The sequence below is a fragment of the Pseudoalteromonas gelatinilytica genome (assembly GCF_001641615.1).
In the GTDB taxonomy this organism is placed as follows: domain Bacteria; phylum Pseudomonadota; class Gammaproteobacteria; order Enterobacterales; family Alteromonadaceae; genus Pseudoalteromonas; species Pseudoalteromonas gelatinilytica.
Window position 1 is genome coordinate 56,546 of record NZ_LRRU01000004.1, and the last position, 14,361, is coordinate 70,906.

Below are 14,361 nucleotides of genomic sequence, written 5' to 3' on the forward strand. Positions count from 1 at the left end.
GAATTAAAAAAAGCTCCACGGTGAGCGTAATCTACGCCTCGTTGTTTTTGCTTCGGTGCTTTGCACTTCGACTTTTGCGGTCGCTATTTTGCTCCCCGTGTGCGGATTGACTAAGGAGTATATTGTTTCAACCTGAACCCGCGCTTTATGGCTGTACAGCCCTTTGTTACTGTCGTTCCAGCATTGAATTTGCTGATTATTTTGAAACAGACACAGATCTTGAGGTTGTGCTGTTTGCCAGCTAACTTTTAACTCAAGATCACAAAATTCGTGCTGTTGTAATACAACACACACTTTTGGCGTGATATCAAACTGAGTCGCTTGCGCATGGCTTGGGGTAGCCCAAATAACAGCAGCAAACACACACAGACTAAAAACAAAATACTTCATATTAAAAAATATGATTGAATCCTATAAATGCAGTCATCGAGTACGTGTGTTCAAAAAGCGGACTGTCATCCACGGCTGAGTAGTCATAATATGCTAAATGAAAACGAAGAGAGTTGGCCTCACTCAGGGGCCAACGGGCGTCGATTTTAGCATAAGGTTGCCAGCTACTGCCAACATCTATTTCCCCATATGAGGACTCTTTAGCCGATAAACCATAAAAATAATCATTTAGTCTGGCTGATTTGTACCAAACGCCCAGGCTAGGTGCGACTGATAAATTCCCTATCCGGTGATGTGATTGCCATTGCAAGGCACTACGCAGACCTTTATAAACACCAGAGACATCAGCAAGTGCTTGTAAAGAAATCACATGATTACTGTGTATATAGTGATAACTAATACCGGCATCTAAGGCCCAACGTCTTTTTTTAATATCGTTCGTCGATACCGACTTTTCTGCCAGTTCATTACTGGTGGTCGATTCAACAATAAAGCTATTCGATGTTTGCAGTGCAAAAACATTGCTTGGATGAAAATCAATAAAGAAACGAGTCTCAGGGTTGAACTCAGTAACGAAATTAACAACATGAGTATCGCTTTCTTGGAATGAATAACCTAAACGGCCATTATCAAAGAACCATTTTTCACCATAAAAAGCGATTTCAGGCAATACGATTAAAGGTAAGTTATCACCACCATGAAGGGGATTCGTGATCACCCCTGCTCCGGTATTAATACTTAGGTGCCACTGCTGGGTATCAATCTGTTGATTTGCCACACGGCTTTCACGTTCAGTGCGCGTTGAATCATCAGCGCTTGCTTGACTCAATAGCATGCCAAACAAGGCATACACCACTGCGCACATCCTGATCGTTTGAGATTTCATTGTTATTGTACGACCAAAGAGATTTCTGCAATAAGAACATAATACCAAGATGTGAACAAACTGTCGTTGCAAGGTTACAACTATTCACAAATTTGATACATATATCGGTTAAGTTTGTTACTCTTCGACGATTTCGATACGATTTCGGCCATGCTCTTTGGCTAAATAGAGCGCTTTATCAGCTTTTGCTATAAATTGTTCTGGGTTACTATTTTTAGCTTTTATCGCAATACCAAAACTAGCGGTTACTTGGCTTAACACCTTGTTAGAGTTAGGGTCTTTGATTTGTAATTTGGTTACAGCTTGACGTAGTTGTTGAGTGAAATTGGTCATATCACTGATGCTTGCAAACTGCGCGGTGAAGCAAAACTCTTCCCCCCCATAACGATAAGCTTGACCGACACTCGAAACATGCTTAAGGAGTTTTGCAGACACTGCACGCAAAACTTGGTCTCCTTTTTGATGACCAAATGTATCGTTAAACTGTTTAAAATGATCGATATCAACCATAGTAAGGACAGCGACTTCTGCTAAGTCATTGGTTTGGCAAAACCGCGCGATATCTTCATCAAATTTACCGCGGTTATAAAGCCCAGTCAGAGGGTCTTTTTCTGCCTTACTTCGTGACCTAACAAGCTCTTGTTTTAGTTCTGTAATTTCAGAGTAAGCCATCGCAAGCTGATTTTGAAAATCTTGAGCTCGGCTTTGCAGTGCCGCTGATTCATCGCTTAAGCGTTCAACACAATCCAGCACATCATCAAAACCACTCTCTTGGCTGATGTCTGCTTTATTTAACGTTTCACGGCACTCTTGTAGAGCCAGATTAAATTCAGCGGAATAAGTCAATGCCTCATTGATGTCTTGGTGCACTTTGCCAACGACATTATTAAAACCAGTGGAGAGCTGATAAAACAGACTTAGATCGTCTTTAGAAAGGTATTTATTGAAGAGTCGCTTCGCTTGCTCATGATCACAGGTTTTATATTTTTTAATAATACTATCAAGTTCTTTGTTTAAATCTTGATTCTTTTCACTCACGTAGCAATACCAAAGCGCGTAATTGAGTGGCGTAATTGGCATTTTATATTTCACCATAAACGGGATAGCTAACTTCAAACAGTGGCTAGAGTAGCTTAAAGAATGGTCGGCTTGCGCTGTGAGTATCATGAGTCTACGCCATGAAAATTTTATTATTTTAAAATACGGTATCAACCCCTTTAAAAAAATCAATGAAAAAGGATTTTGCAAACGCAAAACCAGCAAAAACCACGAACTTTTTTTACAAAAACCAATACTAAATACCTAAGCATAATTAGGATATTTGTATCAATATAATATTGTTCACAATAAAGTAGTAGTTGCGAGAAAGTAAGTTAAATCGCTTGCTGAGTAAGCGATTGAGCAATACTCCAAATTGCATTGAGTGCGGGATCGTGGCGCTCTTTATTCAAAACAGCGAGGCCAATTTCAAAACCCGTAATTGTCTGCTCTGCATCACTCACTATTTGTACTTTATCTTTTAGCGGGCTGTTATCCAGTACAATTTTTGGCACCATGGCTATACCTAATCCCAAACTCACCATAGAAACCATGGCTTCATGGCCTGCAACCTGCGCGTAAATTCGACCGTGAATATTTTTTTTACGCCACCATTGCTCAAGCCGCTGCCTTGATAAACCTTGCTCTGCAACAATAAATTCTAAATCTGACCAATCAATTGGCTCACTTGCTGAAAGCTTATCGCTAATTGGACAAGCAATTTTGGGTGCAATCAAAACCAAAGGCGAATAGCCAATACTGGTGAACGCTATTTGCCCTGGCAACTTTGTTGGTTTAGCGGCAATCGCCATCGCTTCATGACCATCTAATACGCGGTTTATGGCAAGAGCGGGATCACCGGTATTGAGAGTTATCTCTATATGTGGGTGTTGCATTCGCAGTTGCTCGAGTATTTGATGCAAAAAGCTATATGAGGCTGTCACGGAACAATAAATACTGACATTGCCATAAATATGTTGTTGCGGCTCTTGTACATTTGCTTTGAAACGATGCCAGTTAGCGAGCGTCGCATTGGCGTATTCAATAAATGACTCTCCCTCGCGGGTTAATTTAACCGTACGATTATCCCGATTGAACAATACCACCCCAACCTCTTCTTCGAGTTGTTTGATGTTACGGCTCAAGGTTGGCGCACTGATATGGCAAAGCTCACTCGCTCTGGCAAAGTGCAGCGTCTTAGCTAAAGCTAAAAAATAATTAAGATGTTTATGATCCATACGGTCACCATTTCATTTTATGAAATACTTTAATTCAAATATATCATTTTACGCAAGGTTAAAAATTGCATAGTGTTAACACATACAAAGAACACTACGTCGGTTCTTTGATTTTCTAACAAACTTGTATTTATAGGACACTAACAATGGCGAATTATTTTAATACTCTTCCTTTAAGAGAGCAGTTAGCGCAATTAGCGCAATGTGAATTCATGGACCCATCAGAATTTGCTGATGGCGTAGATGCTTTAAAAGGGAAAAAACTCGTTATTGTCGGTTGTGGCGCACAAGGCCTTAACCAAGGTTTAAATTTACGTGACTCGGGCTTAGATGTTTCTTACACATTACGTGAATCAGCGATTGCTGAGCGTCGTCAATCTTTCTTAAACGCATCTGAAAATGGTTTTACCGTAGGTACTTATGAAGAGCTTATCCCAACAGCAGATGTAGTATTAAACCTAACACCTGATAAACAACATACGGCTGTTGTTAATGCCATCATGCCGTTAATGAAACAAGGCGCAACACTTGCTTATTCACACGGTTTCAACATTGTTGAAGAAGGCATGCAGATCCGTGAAGACTTAACAGTGATCATGGTTGCACCTAAGTGCCCTGGTTCAGAAGTACGTGAAGAATACAAACGTGGCTTTGGTGTACCAACATTAATTGCTGTTCACCCAGAAAACGACCCTCAAGGTCATGGTTTAGCGCAAGCGAAAGCATATGCAGCAGGTACCGGTGGCCATCGTGCGGGTGTACTAAAATCATCATTTATTGCAGAAGTTAAATCTGACTTAATGGGTGAGCAAACGATTCTATGTGGCATGTTACAAACAGGCTCACTACTTTGCTTCGATAAAATGGTCGAAAAAGGCATTGATGCAAGTTACGCATCAAAACTAATCCAATATGGTTGGGAAGTGATCACTGAAGCACTTAAGTACGGTGGTGTGACTAACATGCTTGACCGTTTATCTAACCCAGCAAAAGTGAAAGCATTTGAATTAAGTGAAGAGCTTAAAACAATAATGCGCCCACTTTATAACAAGCATATGGACGATATCATCAGCGGCGAATTCTCACGCGGTATGATGGCTGACTGGGCTGAAGATGACGCAAAATTACTAGCATGGCGCGCAGAAACAGCTGAAACTGCATTCGAAAAGCAACAAAATACTGACCAAGAAATCAGCGAGCAAGCATTCTTCGACCAAGGTATTTTAATGGTTGCCATGGTTAAAGCAGGTGTTGAACTTGCCTTCGAAACCATGACTGCAGCAGGTATCATCGCTGAATCTGCTTACTATGAATCACTACACGAAACGCCGCTTATCGCAAACACTATTGCGCGTAAGAAGCTTTTCGAAATGAACCGAACTATTTCAGATACTGCAGAGTATGGCTGTTACTTATACAACCACGCGTGTTTACCGCTTCTACAAGACTTTATGAAAGACATCGACACTGATGTGATTGGTAAAGGTCTTGATAGTGCTAGCAACCAAGTTGATAACCAAACCTTGATTGCCGTAAATAAAGCACTACGCGAGCACCCGGTTGAAATCATTGGTAGCAAGCTACGTGGTTACATGTCAGCAATGAAGAAAATTGTTTAACCCTGGAAAGTAAGTTTCGCTTGTTAGAAACCAAGCCCAATTGCTTATATGCTTTGGGCTTTTTTTTTGTCCCTACATTGATTCGTCATCTATAAAGTGTATGCTAAAATTACTGACTTAAATGTTGTAAACTAAGACACTTTCATGGCGTTAAATCAACTCACCATTACTAAAAAAATTACACTGCTTGGCAGTTCAATTGCGCTCATTGTTGCTGCGTTAATCGGCGCAACAGCGATATACAGTGCAAAACAAATCATCGAACAACGAATGATTGAATCTGAGCTACCTAGCAAACTTCAAGCTATTGATAACTATATTACTCACGATATAAATCAAATGATCAGTGCCGCTGAGCAACTCTCTAGTAACGAATTTGTATTAGAGTGGGCGCGTTCAGGCAATACTGATGATAAAACACTGCTAAAAGAGCTTAACCGACTTGTTAAGCAATACGATTTAGCAACTGCTTCGTGGGCTAATCGTGAAACGGCACAATATTGGAACCAAGACGGCTTCTTACGTGTTTTAACGCAAGAGCAAGATGGCTGGTTTTTTGCGTTTACCAAAACTGCGCAGCCTTTTTCTATCAGTATTTATCAAGAATCACCCACTGATGTGAAAATGTTTGTTAACCACCAGCAAACTAACGGCATTGGTTTAGCTGGTCTTGCTAAAAGCATTGACGATATGCAGGCCATGCTAAAACGCTTTCAAATTGAAAAAACAGGCTTTGTATTTGTTGCAGACAAAAACGGGCTAATTCAACTTCATAAAGACGAGAACAAAGTCGCTAAAGCTAAATTGGATGACGTTTATAAAACGGGCATCACGCGTACACTGCTAACGCAAAGCGACTTCAATTTACAAGAAATTGACCTTAATGGTGAAGCAACCTTAGTGGCGGCAAGCCCAATTCAAAACACTGATTTATTTGTTATTGCCCAAGTACCTAAGCATGAAGTGTTTTCGAGTATCCAAGTTTTACAATGGCAAATTATTAGCTTTGCAATCGTCATTGCGCTGATCGCAAGCTTTGCCGGTTTAGTGCTTGCTCGTACGCTTTCATCGCCACTGTCGAAAATGGCTGAGTTATTTACGCGTTTAGGTTCAGGTGATGCAAACTTAGCTTATCGTTTACCTGCTTCCGAGCAGCCAGAACTTGCTAACTTATCTGCAGGCTTTAACCAATTTATCTCTAAGATTGAAACTGCAATCAGCCAAGTTGCCCAAGAAAGTAGTGAAATCCGACAAAGTGCTGCGCATGTATTTAAACAAGCACAGAAGAACTCTGAAGCGCTTGATAATCAAAAAGAGCAAACTATCTCGGTTGCTGCAGCGATTAATGAAATGGGGGCGACAGTGCAAGAAATTGCCTCAAGCGCAGCGAACACGGCTAAACTCACTGAGAATAGTAAGCAGAACACTGAACAAAGCCATACTCAGGTAACGCAAAGTAAAGAAGCAATTATTGAGCTGGCATGTGATATCGATAATATCACCGAGCAAGTAAACGAGCTGGCAAACAAAACGCAAGCTATTGCTAGTATCGTTGACTCTATCAGAGGGATTTCTGAGCAAACTAATCTATTAGCACTTAATGCGGCGATTGAGTCTGCTCGTGCTGGTGAGCATGGTCGAGGCTTTGCTGTTGTCGCAGATGAAGTAAGAGCACTTGCAAATCGCACGTCACAGTCAACAACTGAAATTCAAACCATGATCAGTGAGCTAACGAACACGTCTGATTTAGTGGTTAATCACATCAACCACTCGAAATCGCAAGCTCAATTGAGTGTTGATGCAATGCAAAGTTCAGTTGAATTACTCAATGCCATCAACGATGCTGCTAATGAAATAAACGATATGGCGACATTAATAGCAACTGCGACCGAAGAGCAAAGTAACGTAGTGGCAGATGTGGGCCGTAACATTGAGCAAATAAGTGATATTAGTGACAATGTTATGCGTGAACAAATCGACAGTGAGCAAGCAATCAAAGACTTAGCGAACAGTGCGCAAACCCTTGACGACCTTGTTGCTACCTTCGATAAACGCTGACACGTTTTGTAACAGTTAACACTGACCCTTTTTCATTCACGGCCTATACTTAAATGGTATTAGGCCAAGAATTAAGAGGGTCAGATGAAATCATTTACCATCGTTTTAGTATCAAGCTTTTGCTTATTAACCGCGTGTAGTAGCACAGAAAATAAATCAGCACCTCCCCCACTAGCTTTAACGCAAAGTACTGAATTCAGTCCCATTGAGGTTGAAACTCAAGAAGAGATCTTTGCTCTGAGCGAACATGTTCGGACACAACTTGATAGTGCCTTTCCAAAAGACAGTCGGTCACTGCAAAGCACTAAGCGTTTACTCAAATTTTTGTTGCAAAATGGTGATGCTTCGTTGTCCTATCAATCTGGCGCTACCTTAACGGCCACTCAAGCCTATTCAAATTTAAACGCCAACTGTTTATCGTTATCGATTTTAGCGTATAGCCTTGCGGAATACCTTGGCCTTGATGGGCAATTTCAAAAAGTACACATTCCAGAGTATTGGGCACTTGATAATGGCTTTAATTTACTTACCGGTCATATCAACTTAAAAGTAAGAGAGTCTGAGAAACAAGTGGTAAATCGTAAAGTCATTTATCCAGAAGAACGCTCTTTAATCATAGATTTTGACCCAAATAGCCGCCAAGAAGCATTTAAAACCAGTAACATTAATAAAGCCCGCATCACAGCGATGTTTTATAACAATAAAGGCGCAGCAGCGATGTTAAAGCATGATTATGATATTGCTTTTAGCTATTACAAAGCGGCTGTGGATATTGATAGCAACTATTCAGGCGCTTGGGGCAACCTCGGGGTGTTATTCAGATTAACAAATGATTATGAAAATGCTGAAACGGCCTACCAATACGCGATTAGTTTAGATCCAGATAACAACACCGCATTGGGTAATTTAGCAAGGCTCTATAACCTCACTGATCGCCAAGACCTCGGCCAAGCAATATTAGCCAAGCTTGATAAAAAGCGCCAAGCAAACCCCTATTATCATATTTCTTTAGGTAATGACGCCTATACAACAGCCCGTTATCAAGATGCCATTAAGCACTACAAAAAAGCCCGTGACTTAAACCCCACTCTGCATGATACTGATTTTGGTTTAGCACGTACCTATTACCAATTAGGTGACCTAAAGCTTGCTAAAAAGCACTTAACATTAGCAAACGACAAAGCAGACTTTGATCATGATAAACAGCGTTATGAAGGTAAATTACAAGCGCTTCGCTCGCATACAGCTAAGCTTACTCATTACCAGTAGTGCCCTGCTGCTTCACTGCGGGCAAGCTTTTGCCAATACAAACTTAGAGCAAGACGTCGTCACGCTAACATCAGCTCAATTTACAGGGCGAAAAACGGCGACTCAAGGCGCTCAGTTAGCCGCTGAGTTTATTTCTGAGCGTTTTATTTCACTTGGTTACACTGTTGATGAGCAAACATTTGCTTATCAGTCAGGGCTCTTTGGCAAGGCTTTTGGGCGGAACGTTGTTGCGACCAAAAGTAGTCATTGCGAGAAGTGTGAAAAAATCATTTTTACAGCCCATTATGATCACTTAGGGCAAAAAGGAAGTCGGCTTTACCCGGGCGCCAATGACAATGCCAGCGGTGTTGCTGCTTTATTGTATTTAGCCAGTTACTTTGCAGAAAAGCCTAAACAATATCAGTTAGTTTTTGTAGCAACCGACGCAGAAGAAAATGGCCTGCACGGTAGCGAATATTTAGTATCAACGCTTAATAAAGACGAGATAAAACTTAATATCAATTTAGATATGCTCGTTGTGAACCCAAGAAAGCCACGTATCTATGCGTTTTTAGATAATCAATCATTAGCACAATATCAAACTGACATTAAAACCCTATCGGATAAACAAATAACCTTTATGGCAACAAGTTCATCTGCAAGACTAAATCGGTTATTTGACCTCAATGTCGATTGGCGCAGAGCAAGCGATCATTATTCATTCGCTAAGGCGGGGATCCCTTACATTTACTTTGGCATAGGGCATGACAAACACCATCACCAAAGTACCGACACAACGGCGCACATCGACTTTACTCTATTTGAATCTGCGATGAAAAAAATAGCTGAATTTGTCGAAAAGCTACCTAGCTAGTTACTTCGGTAGTTCAGATGTTAAGACGAACTGCTTCTTTTGCGCTTTATTGAGTTTTTTTACGTTAATTTCTAATCTAGTAGCTTCACTTCGGTTGCCCACTTGTTGTTGATAGACAAGTGTTAAAGGCCCTTTTCCCTTTAGATTTTTAGCTCCTTTCCCTGCTTGATGCTGCATAAAACGCTTTTCAACATTGGTGCTGATCCCAGTGTACCAATGACCTAAACGTGTTTGCACTATATACAAATGCCACAGAGTCTCTGAATTATCGTTGTTTTTTATAGGCTGCTGTAAACTTTCTGGGTTTGTTGTGGTCAAATCTGTGCCTCGTGATTGTTAATCGCATTTCAGTAAAAACAATTACTGAAAAGGGTTTTACCTTCTGTGACTAATCGGTATCATGCAGTGTATAAAAAATAAGGATTCAAACAAATAATGCAGTCGTTTAAAACTTTTTCTTTTTGGTTAGTACTTACCCTTACTTTAAGTGCTACAGCAGGGTGTTCAAGCTGGGTTTACCGTATCAATATTCCACAAGGTAACTTCTTAGAGCAATCAGATGTAGATAAGCTACGTGTTAATATGACTCGCGAGCAAGTTCTTTACGTACTAGGAAAGCCTGTCGCTGAAGACTCTTTCGATAACAATACTTGGCATTACCTGTATGTATTTAATATCGACCGTAGTAACGAACAGCGTAAATCGCTCGTTATTAACTTTGAAAATGATAAGCTTGTTTCATTATCGGGTGATTATGAGCAACCTAGCGAATTTAATACACCGTTAGAACAAGAGTAATATTAATTCGAATTAATTAAGGGTAGCCTAAGCTACCCTTTTTTATGCCTTATTAAGTGGGCGCCCGCCTGTAATTTTATTAGCTCGGCCTTCTTCTTTGGCTTTTTCAGCTCGGCGTCTACGTGCATCCTTCGGATCCGCAATAAGAGGTCGATAAATCTCAATACGATCCCCTTGCTTCACTTCTTGATTAAGCTTACATGTGCGATTCCAAATACCCAGAGTTAAATCATTTGCATCAATTTCAGGGCACTTCTCGATAATACCAGATTTAATAACCGCCTGCTCAGCAGTAGTACCTACTGGCACTTCTACTAATAAACTGGTTGCTGTTGTTGGTAAAGCAAACACCACTTCTACCGTTATCATGGGCGAACTCCGTATACCGTTTTAGCGCGTTGTGTAAATGCATTAACCATGTTCTTAGCCACTTCGTTAAACACTTTGCCAAACGCAAGCTCAATGAGTTTACTGGCAAATTCAAATTCTAGGTGAAGCTGCACTTTACATGCTTTATCGTCCAGCGGTAAAAAGTGCCATTTACCCTGCAACTTTTTAAAAGGGCCATCAACTAAGCGAAGGGCAACCGTTTGTTCGTCAATAAAAGTATTTTCAGTCGTGAACCACTTTTTTAAACCCGCTTTTGAGATCTCCAAACTGGCCGTCATGCCACTGGCTTGCTGAGTAATGATTTTTGCATCTGAACAATGTGGTAAAAACTCAGGATAAGCATCAACATCATTCACTAAATCAAACATTTCTTTGCTGCTATACATTACCAGCGCACTTTTTTCTATCTGCGGCATATTCACTCCCAACTTTGTCGGCGAATTTTAGCAAGCTTTAGCTATTTCCCCAAATTTTAGTGATGCGAAAATTTCTGCAAAGCCTTAAAAAAGCGATGTAAAAACGCTGTTTTTACGTATAATATGAGCCACTATGGCTAAGAAAAAATCATCTAAATCGACAAGTAATACCATCGCGCTTAACAAAAAAGCGCGTCATGAGTATTTTTTACACGATAAGTTCGAAGCAGGGGTTGAACTACAGGGCTGGGAAGTAAAAAGTATCCGAGCTGGTAAAGTAAACATCTCTGAGACTTATATTCACATTAAAAACGGCGAAGCATTTTTACTTGGCAGTCAAATTCAGCCTCTCAACAGTGCTTCTACTCATGTAATCTGCGATCCACTTCGTTATCGTAAGTTACTTTTAAATAAGCGTGAAATCGATCGTCTAATCGGTGCAACAGAACGCGACGGATTTTCATTAATCGCTACTGCAATGTACTGGAAAAAATGCTGGGTGAAGTTGGAGTTCCACCTTGCTAAAGGTAAAAAGATGCACGACAAACGTGAAGACGGAAAAAATAAAGATTGGGCACGTGAAAAAGAACGCCTAATGAAGCATAAAGCTTAATATATGAAATGAGCCTAACCTTTTTGGTAGGCTCGTACCCCTTACCAGTCCTGACTTTCCCTACTTAAGAACCCTACCCCTTTAATAAACCCATACTTTTTTGCTATTTCAATCACCTACATTTACATGATATCAATCTTTACTGTAATTAATTCACAATACTTTCACAATTATACAAGGATTGAAATATATGAAGAACACTCATCGCTTTATACAACGACCTCTCTATGCATTTACAGTTGCAGCATTAGCAGGCACAAGTTTTATGTCTGCTGCTGCAGAGTCAGACGGAGCTGAAAAGGTCGAACGTATTGAAGTTACAGGTTCTCGCATTAAGCGCTCTGATATTGAAGGGCCATCACCGGTTCAATCAATCAGTCGTGCAGACATCGATAACATGGGCTACGACAACCTACAACAACTATTAGAGCGTATGCCTGTTGCCGGTAATGGTACTTTCTCTACTCGCGGTAATAACCAAGACTCTACAGCTAATGGTGCTGCTGCTGTCAGCCTTCGGGGCTTAGGCTCAGACGCAACATTGGTACTTATTAATGGCCGTCGTGTATCTATTAGCGCTTTTGCTGAAAGCATTACTAATTCATTTGTTGATATCAACTCAATCCCTGTCTCTGCGATTGAGCGTATCGATATTTTAAAGGATGGCGCATCAGCTATTTATGGTTCTGATGCAGTTGCAGGTGTAGTTAATATTATCTTAAAGAAAGATATTAACGGTCTAGAGGTTAACCTTGGATATGGTGGCACTGATGGACCGAGTTATGAAGAAAAAACAGCAAGCCTAGTTTGGGGTACCAGTACAGAGAAAAGCAGCGCATCAATTATTATTGATTACTTCAACAACACCGCACTCTCTTCTGATGAAATGGGTCGTCTGGGCACAGCAAATCAAGAACCATACGGTGGTATGGATTTTCGCTCATCGCGTGGTTTCCCGGGCTACTTTTATGTAGATGGCGAAAAAACCATTGATCCGGCCTGTCCGGCAGAAAATGCAACTGCAAGTGGCAGCTGCTTATTTGACTACGGCCCGTATGGTTACGTAACCCCTGCATCTGAACGTGTTGGTGCTATTTCACAGTTTGAATATAACTTTGATAATGGCATATCGGCATTCTTAGAGGTTGCAGTACAACACAATAGTTCGCAAGCTGCAGGTGCACCGACGCCTCTTGATGAAGATGCCGGTTTAACCGTACCAGCAAGTCATCCAAATAACCCATTTGGCCAAGATATCGAAATTGGTCGTTATAGAACCGTAGACGCCGGCCCTCGTCAATGGGATATTGAATCAGATACGCTGCGTTTTGTTGCAGGCTTAAAAGGTGAGATCAGTGATTGGAGCTGGGAAGCTGCAGTTCAAAAAGGTCGCAGTAAATCAATGCAAACGGGTGACAGAAGCCAAGGTTGGGTGCGCACTGATTTCTTGCAACAAGAAATCGATGCAGGTAACTATAACCCATTTGGTGGCACCTATAATGACCAAGCAGTTATTGACCGTATTACTACAAGCTTAGTACGCCGTGGTGAGTCTCATATGACCTCATTTGATGCAAATATCAGTGGCGAAGCATTTAGCTTTGGCGATGATGTAGTAATGATGGCTGCTGGTATTGAATACCGTGAAGAAGATGTAAGCGATATTCCAGACGATCAATTCCAACGTGGTTTAATCTTTGGTACTGAGTCTGTATCAGCCGCTGCTGAACGCGACCAATACGCAGCTTATATTGAGTTTTCAATTCCGTTAGCTGATAACCTAGAGCTTCAATTAGCAGGTCGATACGATGACTACAGCGATTTTGGCTCAACAACAAACCCTAAAGTGGCTGTTCGTTGGGCACCAACAGATTCGATCACTGTTCGTGGTTCGTGGGCTCAAGGTTTCCGCGCGCCTTCACTGGCACAAATTGGTTTAGGTCCGTCGGAAGAAAGTCAGTTCTTTGTAGATACTTACCGCTGTCAGGCAACTGGACTTGACTGTAACGCCCTAGATTACAATATCCAATTTGCGGGTAACCCGAACCTTGAAGCTGAAGAATCAGAGTCTTGGAATGTGGGATTCATTTGGGCACCAACTGCTGAATTTGGCTTCGGTATCGATGTATGGAGCATAACGCAAGACAACAAGATCGACGAACAAGAGTTTGGCCCAATCTATGATGAAAACTGTAACGATCAAAACAGCACTGTTTGTGTGCGTTTAGCGCCGCAAAATGGTTTAAGTTTAGGTGTAATTCAAAAGGTTTACAGTACCTTCGAGAACGTATCATCACAAGAAGTGTCTGGTGTCGATGTATCAGCAAACTATACACATGCAATGAACGATTACGGCTTCTTAAAATTCAACTTAGAGTGGGCTTACCAAAACGAATTTAAGAAAGATGGCCGTGATTACACTGGCGAGTATCGTTATCCTGAAAACCGTTGGATTTTCTCAACAAACTGGGAAATGGGTGATTTCAATACAAACATTAATGTAAGTTACATTGGTGAGTTTGAAGACACTCCTGACATTGATTTCGATGGTAATCTAGATTTTGATAGCAATACATCTCGAACTGTCGACTCACAAACATTGGTGGACTTCCAAACTGCGTATAACTTTTCTGAGAAGTTAAAGTTATCTGTTGGTATTAACAACGTATTTGATGAAGATCCTCCGTTTGCAATCGGTGATGGTGATAGCGATTTATATGGCTATGTATCAAGCGTACATAACCCACGTGGTCGTTATTTCTATACTAAACTAACAATGCGTTTTAATTAACC

Annotated in this window: 14 protein-coding genes; 7 read left to right on the forward strand and 7 right to left on the reverse strand. The window is 40.9% G+C overall.

All coding sequences use genetic code 11. The features are described 5' to 3' along the window. Positions 1 to 3: 3 nt before the first annotated feature. The 4 genes from NH153_RS00970 to ilvY all read right to left on the reverse strand — a co-directional run bounded on the left by NH153_RS00970 (position 4) and on the right by ilvY (position 3,552). Positions 4 to 390 carry a DUF3019 domain-containing protein gene (locus NH153_RS00970; protein WP_063700104.1) on the reverse strand — a complete coding sequence of 129 codons (387 nt, stop codon included), beginning with the start codon at positions 388 to 390 and terminating at the stop codon, positions 4 to 6. 1 nt (position 391) lies between these two features. After that, positions 392 to 1,276, reverse strand: a complete 885-nt coding sequence (locus NH153_RS00975) for a MipA/OmpV family protein (protein WP_476704243.1) — start codon at positions 1,274 to 1,276, stop codon at positions 392 to 394. Positions 1,277 to 1,393: 117 nt separating this feature from the next. After that, a complete protein-coding gene (locus NH153_RS00980) occupies positions 1,394 to 2,443 on the reverse strand; it encodes a GGDEF domain-containing protein (RefSeq protein WP_063700106.1) in 1,050 nt (349 codons plus the stop codon). A gap of 206 nt (positions 2,444 to 2,649) precedes the next feature. Beyond that, positions 2,650 to 3,552 (reverse strand): HTH-type transcriptional activator IlvY, encoded by a 903-nt coding sequence (gene ilvY, locus NH153_RS00985; RefSeq protein WP_063700108.1) that lies wholly within the window; start codon positions 3,550 to 3,552, stop codon positions 2,650 to 2,652. A gap of 146 nt (positions 3,553 to 3,698) precedes the next feature. Between ilvY and ilvC the strand changes: the two genes are divergently transcribed. The 4 genes from ilvC to NH153_RS01005 all read left to right on the forward strand — a co-directional run bounded on the left by ilvC (position 3,699) and on the right by NH153_RS01005 (position 9,351). Further along, positions 3,699 to 5,171: a ketol-acid reductoisomerase gene (ilvC, locus tag NH153_RS00990; RefSeq protein ID WP_063700109.1), complete on the forward strand. Its 1,473-nt coding sequence runs from the start codon at positions 3,699 to 3,701 to the stop codon at positions 5,169 to 5,171. A 144-nt stretch (positions 5,172 to 5,315) separates the two neighbouring features. Then, positions 5,316 to 7,229 carry a methyl-accepting chemotaxis protein gene (locus NH153_RS00995; protein WP_063700111.1) on the forward strand — a complete coding sequence of 638 codons (1,914 nt, stop codon included), beginning with the start codon at positions 5,316 to 5,318 and terminating at the stop codon, positions 7,227 to 7,229. A gap of 84 nt (positions 7,230 to 7,313) precedes the next feature. Then, the gene (locus NH153_RS01000) at positions 7,314 to 8,498 is read left to right on the forward strand and encodes a tetratricopeptide repeat protein (protein WP_063700113.1); all 1,185 of its coding nucleotides are present in this window, start codon (positions 7,314 to 7,316) and stop codon (positions 8,496 to 8,498) included. Beyond that, complete coding sequence (locus NH153_RS01005; protein WP_063700115.1) at positions 8,440 to 9,351, forward strand: M20/M25/M40 family metallo-hydrolase; 912 nt, start codon at positions 8,440 to 8,442, stop codon at positions 9,349 to 9,351. The genes NH153_RS01000 and NH153_RS01005 overlap by 59 nt, the downstream gene beginning before the upstream one ends. Here NH153_RS01005 and NH153_RS01010 read toward each other — a convergent pair whose 3' ends face one another. After that, complete coding sequence (locus NH153_RS01010) at positions 9,352 to 9,669, reverse strand: GIY-YIG nuclease family protein (protein WP_063700117.1); 318 nt, start codon at positions 9,667 to 9,669, stop codon at positions 9,352 to 9,354. Between the two features lie 117 nt (positions 9,670 to 9,786). On the opposite strand from NH153_RS01010, the gene NH153_RS01015 reads away from it, so the two are divergent. Next, entirely contained in the window at positions 9,787 to 10,149 is a 363-nt protein-coding gene (locus NH153_RS01015) for an outer membrane protein assembly factor BamE (protein ID WP_063700119.1), read from the forward strand. A 42-nt stretch (positions 10,150 to 10,191) separates the two neighbouring features. On the opposite strand, the gene NH153_RS01020 is transcribed toward NH153_RS01015, so the two are convergent. Continuing rightward, positions 10,192 to 10,518 carry an RnfH family protein gene (locus NH153_RS01020; protein WP_063700122.1) on the reverse strand — a complete coding sequence of 109 codons (327 nt, stop codon included), beginning with the start codon at positions 10,516 to 10,518 and terminating at the stop codon, positions 10,192 to 10,194. Beyond that, the gene (locus NH153_RS01025; RefSeq protein WP_054551726.1) at positions 10,515 to 10,955 is read right to left on the reverse strand and encodes a type II toxin-antitoxin system RatA family toxin; all 441 of its coding nucleotides are present in this window, start codon (positions 10,953 to 10,955) and stop codon (positions 10,515 to 10,517) included. Before NH153_RS01025 ends, NH153_RS01020 begins: the two co-directional genes overlap by 4 nt. Positions 10,956 to 11,088: 133 nt before the next feature. On the opposite strand from NH153_RS01025, the gene smpB reads away from it, so the two are divergent. Both smpB and NH153_RS01035 read left to right on the forward strand, forming a co-directional pair. Further along, positions 11,089 to 11,568 (forward strand): SsrA-binding protein SmpB, encoded by a 480-nt coding sequence (gene smpB, locus NH153_RS01030; protein ID WP_063700124.1) that lies wholly within the window; start codon positions 11,089 to 11,091, stop codon positions 11,566 to 11,568. A 265-nt stretch (positions 11,569 to 11,833) separates the two neighbouring features. After that, entirely contained in the window at positions 11,834 to 14,359 is a 2,526-nt protein-coding gene (locus NH153_RS01035) for a TonB-dependent receptor (RefSeq protein ID WP_240494345.1), read from the forward strand. Positions 14,360 to 14,361: the final 2 nt, after the last annotated feature.

Excerpts from the sequence above, each read along its gene's own strand:
- NH153_RS00970 (WP_063700104.1), bottom strand. The coding sequence starts at position 390 with ATGAAGTATTTTGTTTTTAGTCTGTGTGTGTTTGCTGCTGTTATTTGG.
- NH153_RS00975 (WP_476704243.1), bottom strand. The coding sequence starts at position 1,276 with ATGAAATCTCAAACGATCAGGATGTGCGCAGTGGTGTATGCCTTGTTT.
- NH153_RS00980 (WP_063700106.1), bottom strand. The coding sequence starts at position 2,443 with ATGATACTCACAGCGCAAGCCGACCATTCTTTAAGCTACTCTAGCCAC.
- ilvY (WP_063700108.1), bottom strand. The coding sequence starts at position 3,552 with ATGGATCATAAACATCTTAATTATTTTTTAGCTTTAGCTAAGACGCTG.
- ilvC (WP_063700109.1), top strand. The coding sequence starts at position 3,699 with ATGGCGAATTATTTTAATACTCTTCCTTTAAGAGAGCAGTTAGCGCAA.
- NH153_RS00995 (WP_063700111.1), top strand. The coding sequence starts at position 5,316 with ATGGCGTTAAATCAACTCACCATTACTAAAAAAATTACACTGCTTGGC.
- NH153_RS01000 (WP_063700113.1), top strand. The coding sequence starts at position 7,314 with ATGAAATCATTTACCATCGTTTTAGTATCAAGCTTTTGCTTATTAACC.
- NH153_RS01005 (WP_063700115.1), top strand. The coding sequence starts at position 8,440 with ATGAAGGTAAATTACAAGCGCTTCGCTCGCATACAGCTAAGCTTACTC.
- NH153_RS01015 (WP_063700119.1), top strand. The coding sequence starts at position 9,787 with ATGCAGTCGTTTAAAACTTTTTCTTTTTGGTTAGTACTTACCCTTACT.
- NH153_RS01020 (WP_063700122.1), bottom strand. The coding sequence starts at position 10,518 with ATGATAACGGTAGAAGTGGTGTTTGCTTTACCAACAACAGCAACCAGT.
- NH153_RS01025 (WP_054551726.1), bottom strand. The coding sequence starts at position 10,955 with ATGCCGCAGATAGAAAAAAGTGCGCTGGTAATGTATAGCAGCAAAGAA.
- smpB (WP_063700124.1), top strand. The coding sequence starts at position 11,089 with ATGGCTAAGAAAAAATCATCTAAATCGACAAGTAATACCATCGCGCTT.
- NH153_RS01035 (WP_240494345.1), top strand. The coding sequence starts at position 11,834 with ATGTCTGCTGCTGCAGAGTCAGACGGAGCTGAAAAGGTCGAACGTATT.